The following is a 15,331-nucleotide window of genomic DNA, read 5'->3' as shown; positions in this document are numbered from 1 at the left end:
GTTGAACACGATCACCGTGAGCCCCGCCGCCGGGCCGCTCACGCTCAGCTGCGACCCGCTGGCCCAGGCGACCACCAGCCCGCCGACGATGCCGGCAATGACCCCGGAGAACAGCGGGGCGCCCGAGGCGAGGGCGATCCCAAGGCACAGCGGCAAGGCGACCAGGAACACCACGATGCCCGCGGGAATGTCGCTCCGCAGGTGGCCCAAATAATAATGGAAATGCTTATGTATCATAGGACAGCGCCTCTTCATGTCGGATTGATGAGCTCACAGAGCTCCATCGGGTCTTGTCCGCGGAAGCCGGCCATCCGCCGGCGATGGCCTCAGGTGACTCCATCGCCTGATCGGTCCGGACAAGTGTGCTCCAGCGTCAAAGCGATCAATTCGTTAATGGGTCTCATCCTGTTTATCCCTGTCAGCGAATTCCGATTGCGAAGGGGAATATCCGACATGCTACCGTCAGACCGAACCACGCCGGCCACGACAGTCCATCCGTGAGTCAGCGCTTCGCGGCCTAATCTCCGCCGGCGCGAGCATGTCGGGAAACCATTCTATAGTCCGAACCTTTCATAAACCTTTCAGTTCCTCGGGAACCGGATAAGGATTCGGCGCCTCGTGAACGCTACCGGGCTTGCGAGTAGGTTAAGGCGCATGCTCAGGCAGTCGGCTTACGGAGGCATTCGTGCTGCTCCGTCGATACCTCAGCGCGAATGAAACGAGCCTCGATGATTGTCGGTTATGTAAAATTCCTGCGGCGGGTATGCTCCGGAACCAAAGCGAATATGAACGCGCTCTAAAGAGGATGCATCCCAAATTCCTCCACACCGGCGAAGCAGGCTACTCTCCGATCCGGAAAATAAAGGTCTGGCTGTCGGGATTGCGCTACGCCATTTTTTACGACTTCAGCGTGGCCTATAAAGTCGTCCTGTCCGTGATCGTCCTCTCGGTATGTTTTTATTTCCGCCAGTGGATCGACTTTCTTCTGGTCATGGTCGTAACCGGCCTGATGCTGATCGTCGAGATGCTCAACACCACCATAGAGGCGCTTTGCGATTTCGTAGAAGACCGGGAAAACTTCAAGATAAAGGTCATCAAGGACATCGCGGCGGCCGCGGCCGGCATCAGCATCGTAATGTGGCTGGTGGTTTTCCTGACGGAGATCAGCCGGATTTGGTACCTTGTTTATCCGGACTAACCCTCTATAGCCGTCACCGCGAACGCATTTCCCCCGAACTCGCGGCGGATATGCCTTCCTGGCCCTCCGATCTGCCTTTTCAGCGCAATCAACGCTGCTGACGCCACCGGTAATAAACCTTGCCGTCATCGCAGCGCCAGCCGGCTCGGTCGCGGCCCTCGGTATCCGCAAGACTTACGCAGTGGTGCGCTTGGCTGAACTCATTCCAGTCCTCGTCGCCCTCGCGCACGGACCACAATAGAGCAGCCACGAAGAGCAGCGCCACACCCAAAGATACGAAAACCACTATTTCTATAGGTTTCATAGCAACTCAACGCCATAAATACAAAAACCTTAGCGGGTGTCGGCAACGCATCGCGAGCGGTTGAAGCGCGAGCCTGTCCTGAGCTTGTCGAAGATGCCGCAATCAGGCCGCGCAGTAGCTTTTCCCACATCCTTTTAGACCGGTGGTTCGATAAGCTCAAAGGTATTATTGTCCGGATCCCGGCAGAACAAGGCCGGGCGGCCCGATTGACTCACGGTATAGCGGACTCCGGCGCGGTCGAGATCACGTTTGATCGCTGCCAGATCCGCGACGTTCAAAGCGATATGGCGGTCGCGTCCGCCATGTTCCGGCCGCTCCGCACCCGCATCGGGGTTCGGCACCTGAAGCAGATGTATCTGCTGTTCGCCGATTTCGTACCAAATCCCATCGAAGCTCAAAGGCGGACGCTTGTCGCTGGGAATCAATCCGAGGATACCCTCAAAGAATCGCCGAGAGGCGTCCAAATCGCTTACGATCAATGAGGCGTGATTAAAACCGGTGATCTTCATAGCTCTTCTTGAATGGGTTCACTAAATTTCTCTTAACCGGTATTTTGTCGCCGACGTTCCGACAGCACAATGCATTTCCGCACCTGGCCGCCACTACGTCGATAATCGGTCCGGCCACGATTTCGGGATATAATCCGCAACTTTGATCAACTATCCGAAACCGTTGTGGCCAGTCTAACCATAGATAAACGTGACGTTTCCACTTTCCAAGGACTGATCCTGGCGCTGCAGGAGTACTGGGCGGCACAGGGCTGCGTCATTATGCAGCCTTTGGACATGGAGGTCGGGGCGGGCACTTTCCACCCCGCGACATTCCTTCGGGCCATCGGCCCGGAACCCTGGAATACCGCCTACGTGCAACCCTCCCGCCGCCCCACCGACGGCCGTTACGGCGAAAACCCCAACCGGCTCCAGCATTATTACCAGTTCCAGGTCATTCTCAAACCGAATCCGCCCGATATCCAGGAGCTGTATCTTGGGTCCCTCCGCTTTCTCGGCTTCGACCTGCTCGAGCACGACGTCCGCTTCGTCGAGGACAATTGGGAATCGCCGACCTTGGGCGCCTGGGGCCTGGGTTGGGAGGTCTGGCTGAACGGCATGGAGGTCACGCAGTTCACTTATTTCCAGCAGGTCGGGGGGCTGGACTGCCGCCCGGTCAGCGGCGAAATCACCTACGGATTGGAACGCATCGCCATGTACCTGCAAGGTGTCGAAAGCGTGTTCGATCTCGTTTGGACGCGCGGACCGAATGGACCGGTTACCTATGGCGACGTCTACCACCAGAACGAGGTGGAAATGTCGGCCTTCAATTTCGAGCATGCCGACACCGAATTCTTGTTCGGCTGCTTCGATACTTACGAGCGCGAGTGCCAAAATCTGATCGCGCAGGATTTACCCTTACCCGCCTACGAAATGGTGTTGAAAGCTTCGCACTCCTTCAACCTGCTGGACGCGCGCCGGGCCATATCGGTCACCGAACGTCAGCGCTATATCCTCCGCGTTCGCGACTTGGCCAAATCCGTCGCGGAAGCCTACTACCAGCGCCGGGAAAAGCTCGGGTTTCCGCTGCTGAACCCGAGGAGTGCCGACGATGAGTGAAATGCGCGATCTTCTGTTCGAACTGGGCACCGAGGAATTGCCGCCCAAGTCCCTGCTAACGCTGAGCCTAGCGTTGAAAGCCAATGTCGAGAGCGGTCTTGCGAAAGCCGCGCTGGGCTTTGAGGAAATCGTACCCTACGCGGCACCGCGCCGGCTTGCGGTATGGGTAAAAGGTTTGGCGACGGCCCAAGTCGATCAAACCGTCGAAAGGCGCGGCCCGGCGGTCAACGCCGCGTATCAAGCGGACGGGTCACCCTCTAAGGCCCTTGAAGGCTTCATGAAAAGCTGCGGAGCCGCGCTCGAACAACTTACGACCCTCGAAACCGACAAAGGCGCATGGATCGGTTTTCGCCAGGAAGTGAAAGGCGGCCGAACCGAGAATTTGATCCCCGACATTCTGCGCCAGTCGCTTGCGGCTCTCCCCATCGCCAAACGGATGCGCTGGGGGGCCGGCACCGCCGAATTCGTGCGTCCGGTGCACTGGATCGTGCTGCTGTTCGGCAGCGAGGTGATCGATGCCGAAATCCTGAGCGTGCCGACCGGCCGTGTGACCTATGGCCATCGATTCCACCACCCGGACGGCCTGGTTTTGAACGAGCCAGGCGACTATGCCGACAAGCTGTTCGACGAAGGGTTTGTCATCGCCGATTTCGAAGCTCGCAAGGCCAAAATCCGCGAATCGGCCGAAGCCACCGCCGCCACGATCAACGGTTGCGCCCATATTGAGGCCGATCTGCTGGACGAAGTTGCATCTCTTGTCGAATGGCCGATTCCGATACTGGGCGGATTCGACGCCCGTTACCTGTCCCTCCCGCCGGAAGTGCTGATTACCACGATGCAGGCGAATCAGAAGTATTTCCCGCTGAAAGACAAGCAGGGGGGACTACTGCCTTATTTCATCACGTTCAGCAATCTGGACAGCCATACCCCGGAAACTATTCGGGCCGGAAATGAACGGGTCGTGCGCCCTCGCCTTTCCGATGCCGAGTTCTTCTGGAATCAGGACCGCAAGAAGACGCTCGAAAGTCGTGTCCCCGACCTAGCTCAGATTACCTTCCAAAAAACTTTGGGATCGCTACTCGACAAGACCGACCGGATCAAAAGCCTTGCCGTAGTCATTGCCGAACGTCTGAACACGGAAAGCGCCTGGGTCGAACGCGCGGCTCTATTGGCCAAAGCCGACTTGCTGAGCCTCATGGTCGGCGAGTTTCCCGAGTTGCAGGGGACCATGGGCCGTTACTACGCCTTGGCCGAGGGAGAGCCCGAGGAGATCGCGGCCGCCATCGAGGAACAGTATTTGCCGAAAGTTTCCGGCGGTCCCTTGCCGCAAACGGGCACCGGTCTGATGCTGGCCCTGGCCGAGAAGATCGACACCTTGACCGGCATCTTCAGCGCCGGCCTCATCCCGACTGGCGACAAAGATCCCTATGCTTTGCGCCGCGCCGCTTTAGGCGCCATTCGCATATTGCTCGAAGCCGAGTTGGATCTGGATCTTCCGGAACTCCTGGACTCCGCTCTGGCTCAGTTCACTCATGCTTTCGACGCCGAAAGCGTTCGCGGAAACGTTTATGAGTTCATTCTCGAAAGGCTCCGCGGGTACTGCCTGGAACGAGGCGTTCGGCACGACGAGTTCGAGGCCGTTTTGGCGGTCAAGCCTACCCGATTGCCGGACTTCGATCGGCGCTTGAAAGCGGTGCGGGAATTCCGGCAACTTTCTGCGGCAGAAAGCCTTTCCGCTGCCAACAAACGAATTCGCAACATCCTGCGCAAAGCAGAAGAAGAAATCGTCGCTAACGTCGACGATCACGTGTTAACGGAAACGAAAGAGAAGGATCTTCTGGAAGCGGCGCGGCAAGCCAAGGAAGATATTCTTCCGCTGCTGCACGAACGAGACTACACGGGAGCCTTGTGCCGTCTGGCGCAGCTCCGCGAAACGGTCGATGCCTTCTTCGATAGCGTCATGGTGATGACCGAGGATGCCGAGCTTCGGCGTAACCGGCTGGGTCTCCTGGGAATAGTCGAAGGACTGTTCCTGAACATCGCCGACATCTCCAAGCTCCAAGGATAAGCAGTCAGGCATTATGTCGAAATTCGTCATTCTCGACCGCGACGGCGTCGTCAACGAGGACTCCTACGCCTATATCAAATCGCCCGACGAATGGGTGCCCATCCCCGGCAGCCTCGAAGCGATAGCCCTTTTGACCCGGGGAGGATTTCGCATCGTGGTCTTAACAAACCAATCCGGCGTCGCCCGCGGGCTGTTTGATTTGATCACCTTGGAAAATATCCACCGAAAGATGCGCACAGCCGTCGAGGCCGCGGGCGGCCGAATCGAGGAGATCTTCTTTTGCCCGCACGGCCCCGAAGACGCCTGTGACTGCCGTAAACCCAATCCGGGTTTATTCCGCGCCTTTGCCGAAAAACATAAGGTCGAGCTGAAGACCGTGCCGGCCGTTGGCGACTCCTTCCGAGACCTGCAGGCCGCGCAAGCGGCCGGGGCGCAACCCATCTTGGTAGAAACCGGCAAAGGCATGAAAACTCTAGCCCGTCATCCCGATCTCGACCTACCTATCTTTCCAAATCTCTATGCAGCGGCCCAATACATCCTTTTTAATGCTGATTAGCGTCTGTTTGCGTTCGACAGCGTATTTTGTCGGGCAAATCTTGTCGACTCTGCTGTTGGGACCGGTGCTACTGGCCGCCTACCCGCTCCGGTTCGAAACCCGCTATGCCCTCGCCAATCTATGGGTGAGATTCAACATGTGGATGCTCGAAACCGTCTGCGGCCTGAAGTATGAAGTGCACGGGCTGGAGAATATCCCAGAGCGCAGCGGGATCATCCTCTGCAAACACCAATCGGCTTGGGAAACGCTGGCTTTGCAAGCCATCTTCCCGCCCTTGGTGTTCATCTTGAAGCGGGAATTGCTCCGTATCCCCGTATGGGGTTGGGCCATGGCGACTCTGGAACCGATCGCGATTGACCGGCAAGCGAAATCCGCCGCCATGAAACAGATTCTGAAAGATGGCGAAGAGAGATTGAAAAGTGGCCGCTGGGTCGTCATTTTCCCCGAAGGAACTCGGGTCGCCCCGGGGCAAAAAGGACGTTACGGCGCTAGCGGCGGAATACTCGCCCATCGCGTCGGCTGTCCGGTAGTTCCCGTTGCCCATAATGCCGGCGAATACTGGACGCGCAACGGATTTCTGAAATTCCCAGGGCTCGTGCAAGTGCGCATCGGTCCCCCGATCGATTCGACGACGCTGAACTCCAGCGAAATCAACCATCAAGCGGAACATTGGATCGAGAGCCAAATGGCCGAGATCAGCGGATTCGGTCCGTATGCTCGGACGCTTTCATCGAGCAACGCGCCGACGGTATTGCAATAGATATTGGTGGGCCGGGAATGGCTACCGCCTGATCCCGGCCTGCACGCTGCCTCGGAACAAGCCGGTTTCCTTATCTCAAGAATTGCCGGTTTTATAACGCTGCAAACTAGCCTCGGCCTCGTCCAAATCGACATGGCAGCGGTGCACCCAGTCTTCGCCCCAGTAGAAGTTACAGCTTGTTTCAGCCCGCAATAAGCGCCAGAACGCGTCATTAAGATCGTCTTTTTCCGCTTCCGGTAATCCATTCGCAGCGGCGCCATTCCGAGCTTCGTGCACTGCCTTACTCACGGCCTGCAATCGAGCCAAGGAGTGTTTCTGCGCCGTGGAACCGGTCCATTGCATGAAATCCCGCCCGTGGTGCCAGCCGGTATTCCAGGCGCCGGTTCTTACCGTGACCTCGCCGTATGCGCCGAAACGGTCCAGATAATCCTTGATAAAAACAGGCCGAATCAGACTGTTCTTGCGGGCTTCATCCAGTAGCTTCCGATAGAACGCACCCCAGAAATTCACCTCGTTGGTCGTATTCCGGAACCAGCCTCCGTTTTCGCCGTCCGTGCAGGTCGTGACCAGCGGCTCGAAATCGCACCATTGCGTTCGTTGAGCCAACTCCTTCACGAACCAGATATAGTCCATGCCCGATTCCTGAGCATCTGAAAGTTCGCGATCGCGCACGACGACGATGATTTCCTCCCCTTTGTATCGCGCGATATGGGGGCGATAGCGAAGTTCGTGCCACTGCATCGGCGTAACCGGCTCCACATGATCGCTGTCGACGATCACATAGCGGTAGCCGAACTTTCGGAGCAGTGGAATCAGCTCCATGGAGAATCCCATTTCGGGCGGCCAAAAGCCTTGAAACGTGTTCCGCCAGAACAGGTGTCCGGCGATGCTTTGCCACCGCGCCAGATGTTCGCTGCGGTCCGCCTCGGGGATGAGCGGAAAAACCGGATGGTAATAACCCGTTCCGAGGATATCGATGATCCGCTCGTTCTGGAGGTGCCAGATTAGCGATCCGCAATCGACAATACCGTAAACGCGGTCCTGAAATTCCGGATTCGACAAGGTTTCAAGCAGCGTCCCGGAAAGCGAAAGATGGACCCTCGCGACATCTTCATAGCCCCAGAGAAACCGCGGAATGCGATCGTAGGCATAAAGAATCTCCCGAGCCTCCCAAGGCTGATCGGAAAGCAGGTGGTCGAGATTGCCGGGCGGCTGATGTAGGTTCAATACCAATGCGTGATGAATGGCGGACATAATCCCTCGATTGTTCAACTCAATCACGAACTCGCAAGGCTTATTATGCCTATTGACGAGTATGTTGGGGACACATCAAGAGAGGGATTTTGCCTAGAACCACGGACCGGGATGGGATTAAAGCGCCGCCGTCAGGGATCGGGCCGTCTCTCAACCCCATCGACAAACAGCTTTTTGACGGTTCCGTTGACGGTGTACTTTACGACCGAATTTTTCCCCACGACCCCATGGGGCACGCCGTTCCAGGTCAGCCTGCCATCCTTGACCTCCACCCGATCGCCATTAAGAGCGATTGTTCCATGCTGTCCAGTAATCACGGCCTGCGCATGCGAACCCCCGACGGAAACGGATGATATCGAACTGGATACGGTTGAGCTTGAATTGGTAGCTGCGAAAGCTGACGAACCATGCTCTGTCGAGTACATAAACATGAGCGACGAAATGAACGTCGAGAACTGTTCCTTGTTCATGATCCTTCCTGGTTAGATGTAAGTTTCGCTATATCCTAACGTCATTGACCACGGCATGCCAATGACTAAACAGCCGCTATCTTAAACGCAAGGTTATTCGCTAACCCTCAGCCATCGCCCGCTTCCCGAAGCGATGCGAGTTCACTGCCCAGTCCCGCAATGGCCGCTCTCGGAAGTTCGTTTAGACCGATTCCGCCTTCCCGATTGTGAGCGATGATGGCCTGCCGCATACGGGGATCCCAGAATTTCACGATATGGTCGGCGATACCGTGGACTGCGGCTGAACGGTCCGGCTCGGCGTTGAAAAAATTGCCGATGTCATTGGCCATTTTTACCAGGTTTTCAATATTCATGATTTTCGTATTCGGAAGATTGAAGACGGCGAAATTGATGATTAGGCTTCGTTATGCAGTAAACGCTGCGGATTTGCGTAAACCACGTGTTTGTCGCCCCGGGCGAAACCGATGAGCGTGACCCCGGTATCTTTAGCCAAGCGCACGGCGAGACCGGTAGGGGCGGAAATCGCGGCTAGAAAGGTGATGCCGACCGACGCGCATTTCTGCACCATCTCGTAGCTGGCGCGGCTGGTGACGACTACGAAGCCGCCCCCCAAATCGGCGCCTCTCCGAGCGAGCGCACCGATCAGCTTGTCCAGGGCATTGTGCCTGCCGATGTCTTCGCGGACCCACTGTATGCCCCGTCCCGGCACTACCCAAGCTGCCGCGTGTACCGCCCCCGTAATGCGGTTGAGCCGTTGATGATCTGTTAGTTCAGCCAGCACCTGAGTCAACTCATCCGACGATACTTGCACCCCCTGCCCCACCGGCGCCGGACGGCGTATGGCCTGTTGGAGGGTGCGCGCACCGCAAAGTCCACAGCCGGTGCGGCCGGTGAGATTGCGGCCCTTGTCCGCGGCCGTTTCGCAACGCGCCTCGGGTATGCGCATACGCACCTCTATGCCCTCGGCGCGCAGGTAGACCCGGATCGAATACACCTCGCACGGCGAAGCGACGATATTTTCGGTAAGGCTGAACCCCAAAGCGAAATCTTCCAGGTCCAACGGGGTCGCCAGCATGACCGCGTGAGGCTCTCCGTTGTACAGGAGGGCAATCGGCACTTCCTCGGCAATACAGTCTTCCTGGTCGGCGTGCTCATCGCCACGCCAGCGTTCGACCGGACTGATCTGATAACTGGGCCATCCCAGTTCGGAGGCGACAACGGCCATCCGGTATTCTCAACTGTCGGTGATCGAACGCTGCTCCAGCAACGCCAACTGTTCCTCCGAGAACTGCTGGTACTGGCGCTGCCATTCCGACGGCTCGGTGACCTTGGTCACCTGCACCGCCGTCACCTTGTACTCCGGGCAATTGGTCGCCCAATCGGAGTTGTCGGTGGTGATGACGTTGGCGCCCGATTCCGGAAAGTGGAAAGTGGTATATACCACCCCCGGCTGCACCCGTTCCGTGAGAGTGGCTCTCAATACGGTTTCCCCGGACCGGCTCTTGATCCCCACCCAGTCGCCGTCCTTGATACCGCGTTGTTCCGCATCGTGCGGATGGATTTCCAGACGGTCCTCGGAATGCCAAACCGAGTTCATGGTGCGGCGGGTCTGCGCGCCCACGTTGTACTGGGACAGGATACGGCCGGTGGTCAGGATCAGTGGGTAACGGCTGCTGGTCCGCTCCTGGGTCGGCACGTATTCCGTCAGCATGAAGCGCCCTTTGCCGCGCACGAATTGATCGACGTGCATGGTCGGCGTACCGTTCGGTGCCTTCTCGTTGCACGGCCACTGCACGCTGCCGAGTTCGTCGAGTTTGGCAAAGCTGACGCCGGTAAAAGTCGGCACCAGCCGCGCGATCTCGTCCATGATCTCGGACGGGTGCGAGTAGTTCATGGGGTAACCCAAGGCATTCGACAGCAACTGGGTCACTTCCCAGTCCTCGTAACCGGCCAGGGGCGGCATGACTTTCCTTACCGGCGAAATACGCCGTTCGGCATTGGTGAAGGTGCCGCTCTTTTCCATGAACGATGCGCCCGGCAGAAACACGTGGGCGAATTTTGCGGTTTCGTTCAGGAACAGGTCCTGAACCACCACGCATTCCATCGCTCGCAGGGCAGCATGGACATGCTGGGTGTCCGGGTCGGACTGGGCGATGTCTTCGCCCTCGCAATACAGCCCCTTGAAGCTGCCGTCCAGTGCGGCGCCGAACATGTTGGGAATGCGTAGTCCCGGCTCGGACTCCAGAGTCACGCCCCAGGCCGATTCGAACAGCGCACGGGTGTCGAAGTCGGACACATGGCGGTAACCGGGGAACTCGTGTGGAAACGAACCCATGTCGCAGGAGCCCTGCACGTTGTTCTGGCCGCGCAAGGGGTTCACGCCCACGCCTTCGCGTCCGACGTTGCCGGTGGCCATGGCGAGATTGGCGATGCCGATGACCGTGGTGGAACCCTGGCTGTGCTCGGTGACGCCGAGGCCGTAGTAAATGGCCGCATTGCCGCCGGTGGCGTAGAGCCTAGCGGCGGCTCGCATCGTCGCCGCTGGAACACCGGTCACGGATTCGGTGGCTTCGGGTGAATTGCGCTCTTCGCTGACAAAGGCTTTCCACTTCTCGTAGGAGGCCGGTTCGCAGCGCTCCAGGGCGAAAGCGTCGTTGGCCAGACCTTCGGTAACGATCACATGCGCCAGTGCATTGATCAGCGCCACATTGGTACCGGGGCGCAGTTTCAAATGGTAGTCGGCCTTCACATGCGCCGACTTCACCAGGTCGATGTCGCGCGGATCGGCCACGATCAGCTTGGCGCCTTCGCGGATACGGCGTTTCATCAACGAGCCGAACACTGGATGGCCGTCGGTGGGATTGGCGCCGATCACCATGATGACGTCGGCCTTCATGACCGAATCGAAGGTCTGGGTACCCGCCGATTCGCCCAAGGTCTGCTTGAGGCCATAGCCGGTGGGCGAATGGCAGACGCGGGCGCAAGTGTCGACGTTATTGTTGCCGAAAGCCGCGCGAACCAGCTTCTGTACCAGATAGGTCTCCTCGTTGGTGCAACGGCTGGAGGTCAGGGCGCCCACGGAATCGCGGCCGTACCTGGCCTGGATGCGCTTGAATTCGGACGCAGCGTAACTGATCGCTTCTTCCCAGGACACGACCTGCCATGGATCGTGAATGTTCTTCCGGATCATCGGGGTCGTAATACGATCCTTGTGGGTGGCATAACCGAAGGCGAACCGTCCTTTGACGCAAGAATGGCCATGGTTGGCGTGGCCGTTCTTATTGGGCACCATGCGCACCACTTCGGCCCCCTTCATTTCCGCCTTGAACGAACAACCCACACCGCAATAGGCGCAGGTAGTCACGACGCTGTGCTCCGGCTGGCCTTTCTCGATGACGGATTTTTCCATCAGGGTCGCGGTCGGGCAGGCCTGCACGCAGGCGCCGCAAGAAACGCATTCGGACTCCATGAATGCCTGATTCTGGCCCGGCGACACTTTGGAATCGAAACCCCGGCCGTCCAAGGTCAAGGCAAAGGTGCCCTGCACTTCTTCGCAGGCGCGCACGCAGCGGGAGCATACGATGCACTTGGCAGGATCGAAGGCGAAATACGGATTGCTGGTGTCCTTTTTCGCCTTCAGATGGTTCTCGCCCTCGTAGCCATACCGAACTTCGCGGAGACCCACGGCGCCGGCCATGTCCTGCAATTCGCAGTTGCCGTTGGCAGAACAGGTCAGGCAATCCAGGGGATGGTCGGAGATATAAAGCTCCATCACGCCCCGGCGGACGTTGGCCAATCTCTCATTCTGGGTACAAACCTTCATGCCTTCAGCCACCGGTGTGGTGCAGGAGGCCGGCAACCCACGCCCGCCCTCGATCTGCACCAGGCACAGACGGCAGGAACCGAAGGGTTCCAGACTATCGGTGGCGCATAGCTTCGGGATCTGGATGCCGATGCTGGCCGCGGCTCGGAGGACCGAAGTGCCTTCGGGCACGGTCACGCTGAAACCGTCGATTTCCAGAGTAACCAGCTTGTCGGATTGCGCGGAGGGTGTGCCGAAATCGTAATCGCGTAATGCCATGGGATGACTCCTGAGTCGTAGGGTGCGCTGCGCGCACCGCAAAGCATTGGGTGCGCTACCGTCTAGGCAGCTTGTTCTGCCATGGAAGCCCCGAAGTCCTCGGGAAAATGATTGAGAGCGCTCAAAACCGGGTAAGGCGTCATGCCGCCCAATGCACAGAGCGATCCGTTGCGCATGGTGTCGGAAAGATCCCGCAGGAGTTTGAGATTCGTTTCCCGGTCGACGCCTTGGATGATCTTGTCGATCACTTCGACGCCACGGGTCGATCCGATCCGGCAGGGCGTGCACTTGCCGCAGGATTCGATGGCGCAGAACTCCATGCCGTAGCGGGCCATTTTGGCCATGTCGATGGTGTCGTCGAAAGCCACCACGCCGCCGTGACCGAGCACCGCCCAGATGGCGGAAAACGCCTCGTAGTCGAGCGGCGTATCGAATTGGGACTCCGGCAGGTAAGCCCCCAAAGGCCCGCCGACTTGTACTGCGCGAATCGGCCGTCCGGTGGCGGAACCGCCGCCGTAGTCGTACAAAATTTCCCGCAAGGTGACGCCAAAAGCTTTTTCGATCAGCCCCGGATATTTGAGGTTGCCCGCCAACTGAATCGGCAGCGTGCCGCGTGAGCGCCCCATACCAAAATCGCGGTAGTACTCGCCGCCCTTGTCGAGAATGATCGGCACCGAGGCGAGCGAAATGACGTTGTTGATGATGGTCGGCCGCCCGAACAGCCCTTCGATGGCCGGCAGCGGCGGCTTAAACCGAACTAGGCCGCGCTTGCCCTCGAGGCTCTCGAGGAGGGATGTCTCCTCGCCGCACACATAAGCCCCTGCGCCTAGCCGGACTTCGAGGTCGAACGTCTTGCCGCTGCCTAGAATGTCTCTGCCCAAGTAACCGGACTGATAAGCTGCCTCGATGGCTTCGTTCAGAGCACGATGGGCGTGGGGATATTCGACGCGCAGATAGATATAACCCTGCGTCGCTCCAACTGCGAGCCCCGCGATGGTCATGCCTTCGATTAGGACGAAGGGGTCGCCTTCCATGATCATGCGATCCGAGAAGGTGCCGGAGTCGCCTTCGTCGGCATTGCAGACGATGTACTTCTGATCCGATTCCGTGTTCAACACGGTGCGCCATTTGATGCCGGTCGGGAAAGCCGCGCCGCCCCGGCCACGCAGACCAGATTGGGTGACTTCATCCACGATGGCCGAGGGGGCCATCTCCAGAGCGCGGCGCAAGCCGCGATAGCCCCCGTTGGCCCGGAAGTCGTCCAGGCTGCCCGGATCGGTGATGCCGACACGCGCGAAGGTCAGCCGCTCCTGATTTTTCAAATAAGGAATGTCTTCGGTCGGCCCAAGGCACAGGGGATGCGAACCGCCTTCCAGAAAGCCCGCGTCGTACAAGGAGGCCACGTCACGGACGCGCACCGGACCATAGGCTATCCGGCCCCCGTCGGTAGCCACTTCGATCAGGGGTTCCAGCCAATACATGCCGCGGGAACCGTTACGAACCAAATCGATACGGATATTCCGTTTGGCCGCCTCGGTTCGGATGACGGCGGCAATCTGCTCGGCGCCGAGGGATAGCGCGCCGGAGTCTCGGGGAACGTAAACCGTCGTCATTGCGCAATAACCTGCATATTTTTAATAATGTCGTCGAACGCTTCTGCCGTCACACGGCCATAGATATCTTTATCGATCATGATCGATGGCGAGCAGGCGCAGTTGCCGAGACAATATACGGGCTCCAGGCTGAAGGCCTGGTCGCGGGTCGTTTCGTGATAATCAATGTCTAGGCGCCGCTTGGCATGGGTCTCCAGAGCCTCGGACCCCATCGCTTGGCAGGATTCGGCCCGGCACAGGTAGATAGTGCGTTTGCCCGGTGGCGTATCCCGGAAGTAGTGGTAGAAGCTGATGACGCCATGGACTTCGGCCCGTGAAAGATTCAATTCATCGGCGATCAGCGGCACGCTATCCGGAGGAACATACCCTAGCGCGTCCTGAATACCGTGCAGAATCGGCAACAATGCGCCAGGCTTATCCTTATTGCCGCGGATAATTTCCCGCACGTGTTCCCGGTCCCATTCGTGTTCTGCCATTTAACCCTCGCTCAACTACCTCTAAGAGTGGGTGAAAGTCGCACAACTTGTCGACAATTACCTTATACATCCCACCGCAAAAGGACAGATGTACTTTGTGCATGTATATGCATATTCTAAAGACTGGTTGTCGCTTTGCAATATCTTTCTTGACTAGATTGCTAAGCTTTTGACTAAGGCGACACGCAAGATGTCGATAGCTTTTGAAAAATGCAACTGGGACGGAAGGAGGAATTAGATGGACACTCCTGTCATGGCGGGCAACCAACCGCGCTAGCGGGCGGCTTCGATCGCCAAGCGGGTGTTCGGGGCCAAGTGGAAGGTGCCGTACGGGTTAATGTGGCCAGAAAAGCGGAATCGGGCTCGGCGAATCCGCCGTCGGTCGCCTTTCCCCGGCCTCGGCCGCCAGCACCTGCCGGACCAGCGTGGACTCCGGAATCTGGCGCTTAGACTGGGATCGGTCGGGATGACCTGAGCCATTCCCCGGTCCGGGTGCTCAATCTGGGAGGCATGGTCTGGGAAAGCTGGGAAGGCGACGTGTTGATCAATGAGGTGAATCAGGCTGTCGCTGCCGAGTTGTGGCTTTAGTCTTGGAATTAACCGGATTATGGTGCCGGCCTTTTACCGGCTCGGCGCAAACGAGGTTCCGTGACTATGGAGGATCTGATTGAGACAAGACGGCCGGGGTTGTAACGCCCCGGCCGTCTTGCTGCCCGAAAGCTTAGCGCTTCTTGCTTGCTTTCTCGTTATACGCCGTGATTTCCTGCGCGTCGAGCGCGTCATCCTTGTTCGTGTCGGCCATATTAAACCCAAATTGTCCATTAGCCGGTGGCGAGCCCTGGAATCACGGGCGGAGCGGCGGCGTGGGCCCAAAGCCCTGAGAACCAGGCGCGTTTGCGGCGGGGGACCGAGAGCAGCAGGCGCTGTTGCTTCGCATCCGGATG

15 protein-coding genes are annotated in these 15,331 nt (G+C 58.3%); 5 read left to right on the top strand and 10 right to left on the bottom strand.

Going from position 1 to position 15,331, the window contains the following annotated elements; genetic code table 11:
• Positions 1-237, bottom strand: a 237-nt coding sequence (locus tag VEB01_RS08135; RefSeq protein ID WP_324874431.1) for a SulP family inorganic anion transporter, incomplete at its 3' end; no start/stop codon positions are given.
• Positions 238-805: 568 nt separating this feature from the next.
• Between VEB01_RS08135 and VEB01_RS08130 the strand changes: the two genes are divergently transcribed.
• Positions 806-1,198 carry a diacylglycerol kinase gene (locus VEB01_RS08130; RefSeq protein ID WP_324874429.1) on the top strand — a complete coding sequence of 131 codons (393 nt, stop codon included), beginning with the start codon at positions 806-808 and terminating at the stop codon, positions 1,196-1,198.
• An 88-nt stretch (positions 1,199-1,286) separates the two neighbouring features.
• Here VEB01_RS08130 and ccoS read toward each other — a convergent pair whose 3' ends face one another.
• Complete coding sequence (gene ccoS / locus VEB01_RS08125) at positions 1,287-1,502, bottom strand: cbb3-type cytochrome oxidase assembly protein CcoS (protein WP_324874427.1); 216 nt, start codon at positions 1,500-1,502, stop codon at positions 1,287-1,289.
• Between the two features lie 134 nt (positions 1,503-1,636).
• Entirely contained in the window at positions 1,637-2,011 is a 375-nt protein-coding gene (locus tag VEB01_RS08120) for a VOC family protein (RefSeq protein WP_324874425.1), read from the bottom strand.
• A 165-nt stretch (positions 2,012-2,176) separates the two neighbouring features.
• On the opposite strand from VEB01_RS08120, the gene glyQ reads away from it, so the two are divergent.
• The 4 genes from glyQ to VEB01_RS08100 are packed head-to-tail and all read left to right on the top strand — an operon-like array spanning position 2,177 to position 6,493.
• On the top strand, positions 2,177-3,109 hold the full coding sequence (gene glyQ / locus VEB01_RS08115) for a glycine--tRNA ligase subunit alpha (RefSeq protein ID WP_324874422.1): 933 nt from the start codon (positions 2,177-2,179) through the stop codon (positions 3,107-3,109).
• Positions 3,102-5,177 carry a glycine--tRNA ligase subunit beta gene (glyS, locus tag VEB01_RS08110; RefSeq protein WP_324874420.1) on the top strand — a complete coding sequence of 692 codons (2,076 nt, stop codon included), beginning with the start codon at positions 3,102-3,104 and terminating at the stop codon, positions 5,175-5,177. Before glyQ ends, glyS begins: the two co-directional genes overlap by 8 nt.
• A gap of 13 nt (positions 5,178-5,190) precedes the next feature.
• A complete protein-coding gene (gmhB, locus tag VEB01_RS08105) occupies positions 5,191-5,733 on the top strand; it encodes a D-glycero-beta-D-manno-heptose 1,7-bisphosphate 7-phosphatase (protein ID WP_324874418.1) in 543 nt (180 codons plus the stop codon).
• Positions 5,734-5,773: 40 nt separating this feature from the next.
• On the top strand, positions 5,774-6,493 hold the full coding sequence (locus VEB01_RS08100) for a lysophospholipid acyltransferase family protein (RefSeq protein ID WP_324874417.1): 720 nt from the start codon (positions 5,774-5,776) through the stop codon (positions 6,491-6,493).
• 75 nt (positions 6,494-6,568) lie between these two features.
• Here VEB01_RS08100 and VEB01_RS08095 read toward each other — a convergent pair whose 3' ends face one another.
• The 7 genes from VEB01_RS08095 to VEB01_RS08065 form a co-directional block, all read right to left on the bottom strand.
• A complete protein-coding gene (locus tag VEB01_RS08095) occupies positions 6,569-7,747 on the bottom strand; it encodes a glycoside hydrolase family 57 (protein ID WP_324874415.1) in 1,179 nt (392 codons plus the stop codon).
• A 131-nt stretch (positions 7,748-7,878) separates the two neighbouring features.
• On the bottom strand, positions 7,879-8,217 hold the full coding sequence (locus VEB01_RS08090; protein WP_324874413.1) for a hypothetical protein: 339 nt from the start codon (positions 8,215-8,217) through the stop codon (positions 7,879-7,881).
• A 107-nt stretch (positions 8,218-8,324) separates the two neighbouring features.
• On the bottom strand, positions 8,325-8,570 hold the full coding sequence (locus VEB01_RS08085) for a formate dehydrogenase subunit delta (RefSeq protein ID WP_324874411.1): 246 nt from the start codon (positions 8,568-8,570) through the stop codon (positions 8,325-8,327).
• A gap of 41 nt (positions 8,571-8,611) precedes the next feature.
• A complete protein-coding gene (gene fdhD / locus VEB01_RS08080; RefSeq protein ID WP_324874409.1) occupies positions 8,612-9,442 on the bottom strand; it encodes a formate dehydrogenase accessory sulfurtransferase FdhD in 831 nt (276 codons plus the stop codon).
• Positions 9,443-9,451: 9 nt separating this feature from the next.
• Positions 9,452-12,298, bottom strand: coding sequence for a formate dehydrogenase subunit alpha (gene fdhF / locus VEB01_RS08075; RefSeq protein ID WP_324874407.1), 2,847 nt, complete (start codon positions 12,296-12,298; stop codon positions 9,452-9,454).
• A 62-nt stretch (positions 12,299-12,360) separates the two neighbouring features.
• The gene (locus VEB01_RS08070) at positions 12,361-13,911 is read right to left on the bottom strand and encodes a formate dehydrogenase beta subunit (protein ID WP_324874405.1); all 1,551 of its coding nucleotides are present in this window, start codon (positions 13,909-13,911) and stop codon (positions 12,361-12,363) included.
• A complete protein-coding gene (locus VEB01_RS08065) occupies positions 13,908-14,387 on the bottom strand; it encodes a formate dehydrogenase subunit gamma (RefSeq protein ID WP_324874403.1) in 480 nt (159 codons plus the stop codon). The genes VEB01_RS08070 and VEB01_RS08065 overlap by 4 nt, the downstream gene beginning before the upstream one ends.
• Positions 14,388-15,331 lie beyond the last annotated feature (944 nt).

Source organism: Methylocaldum sp., assembly GCF_035627495.1.
GTDB lineage: Bacteria > Pseudomonadota > Gammaproteobacteria > Methylococcales > Methylococcaceae > Methylocaldum.
The sequence above is the reverse complement of the archived record's forward strand: the minus strand, read 5'-3'. Positions and strand labels throughout refer to the sequence as shown.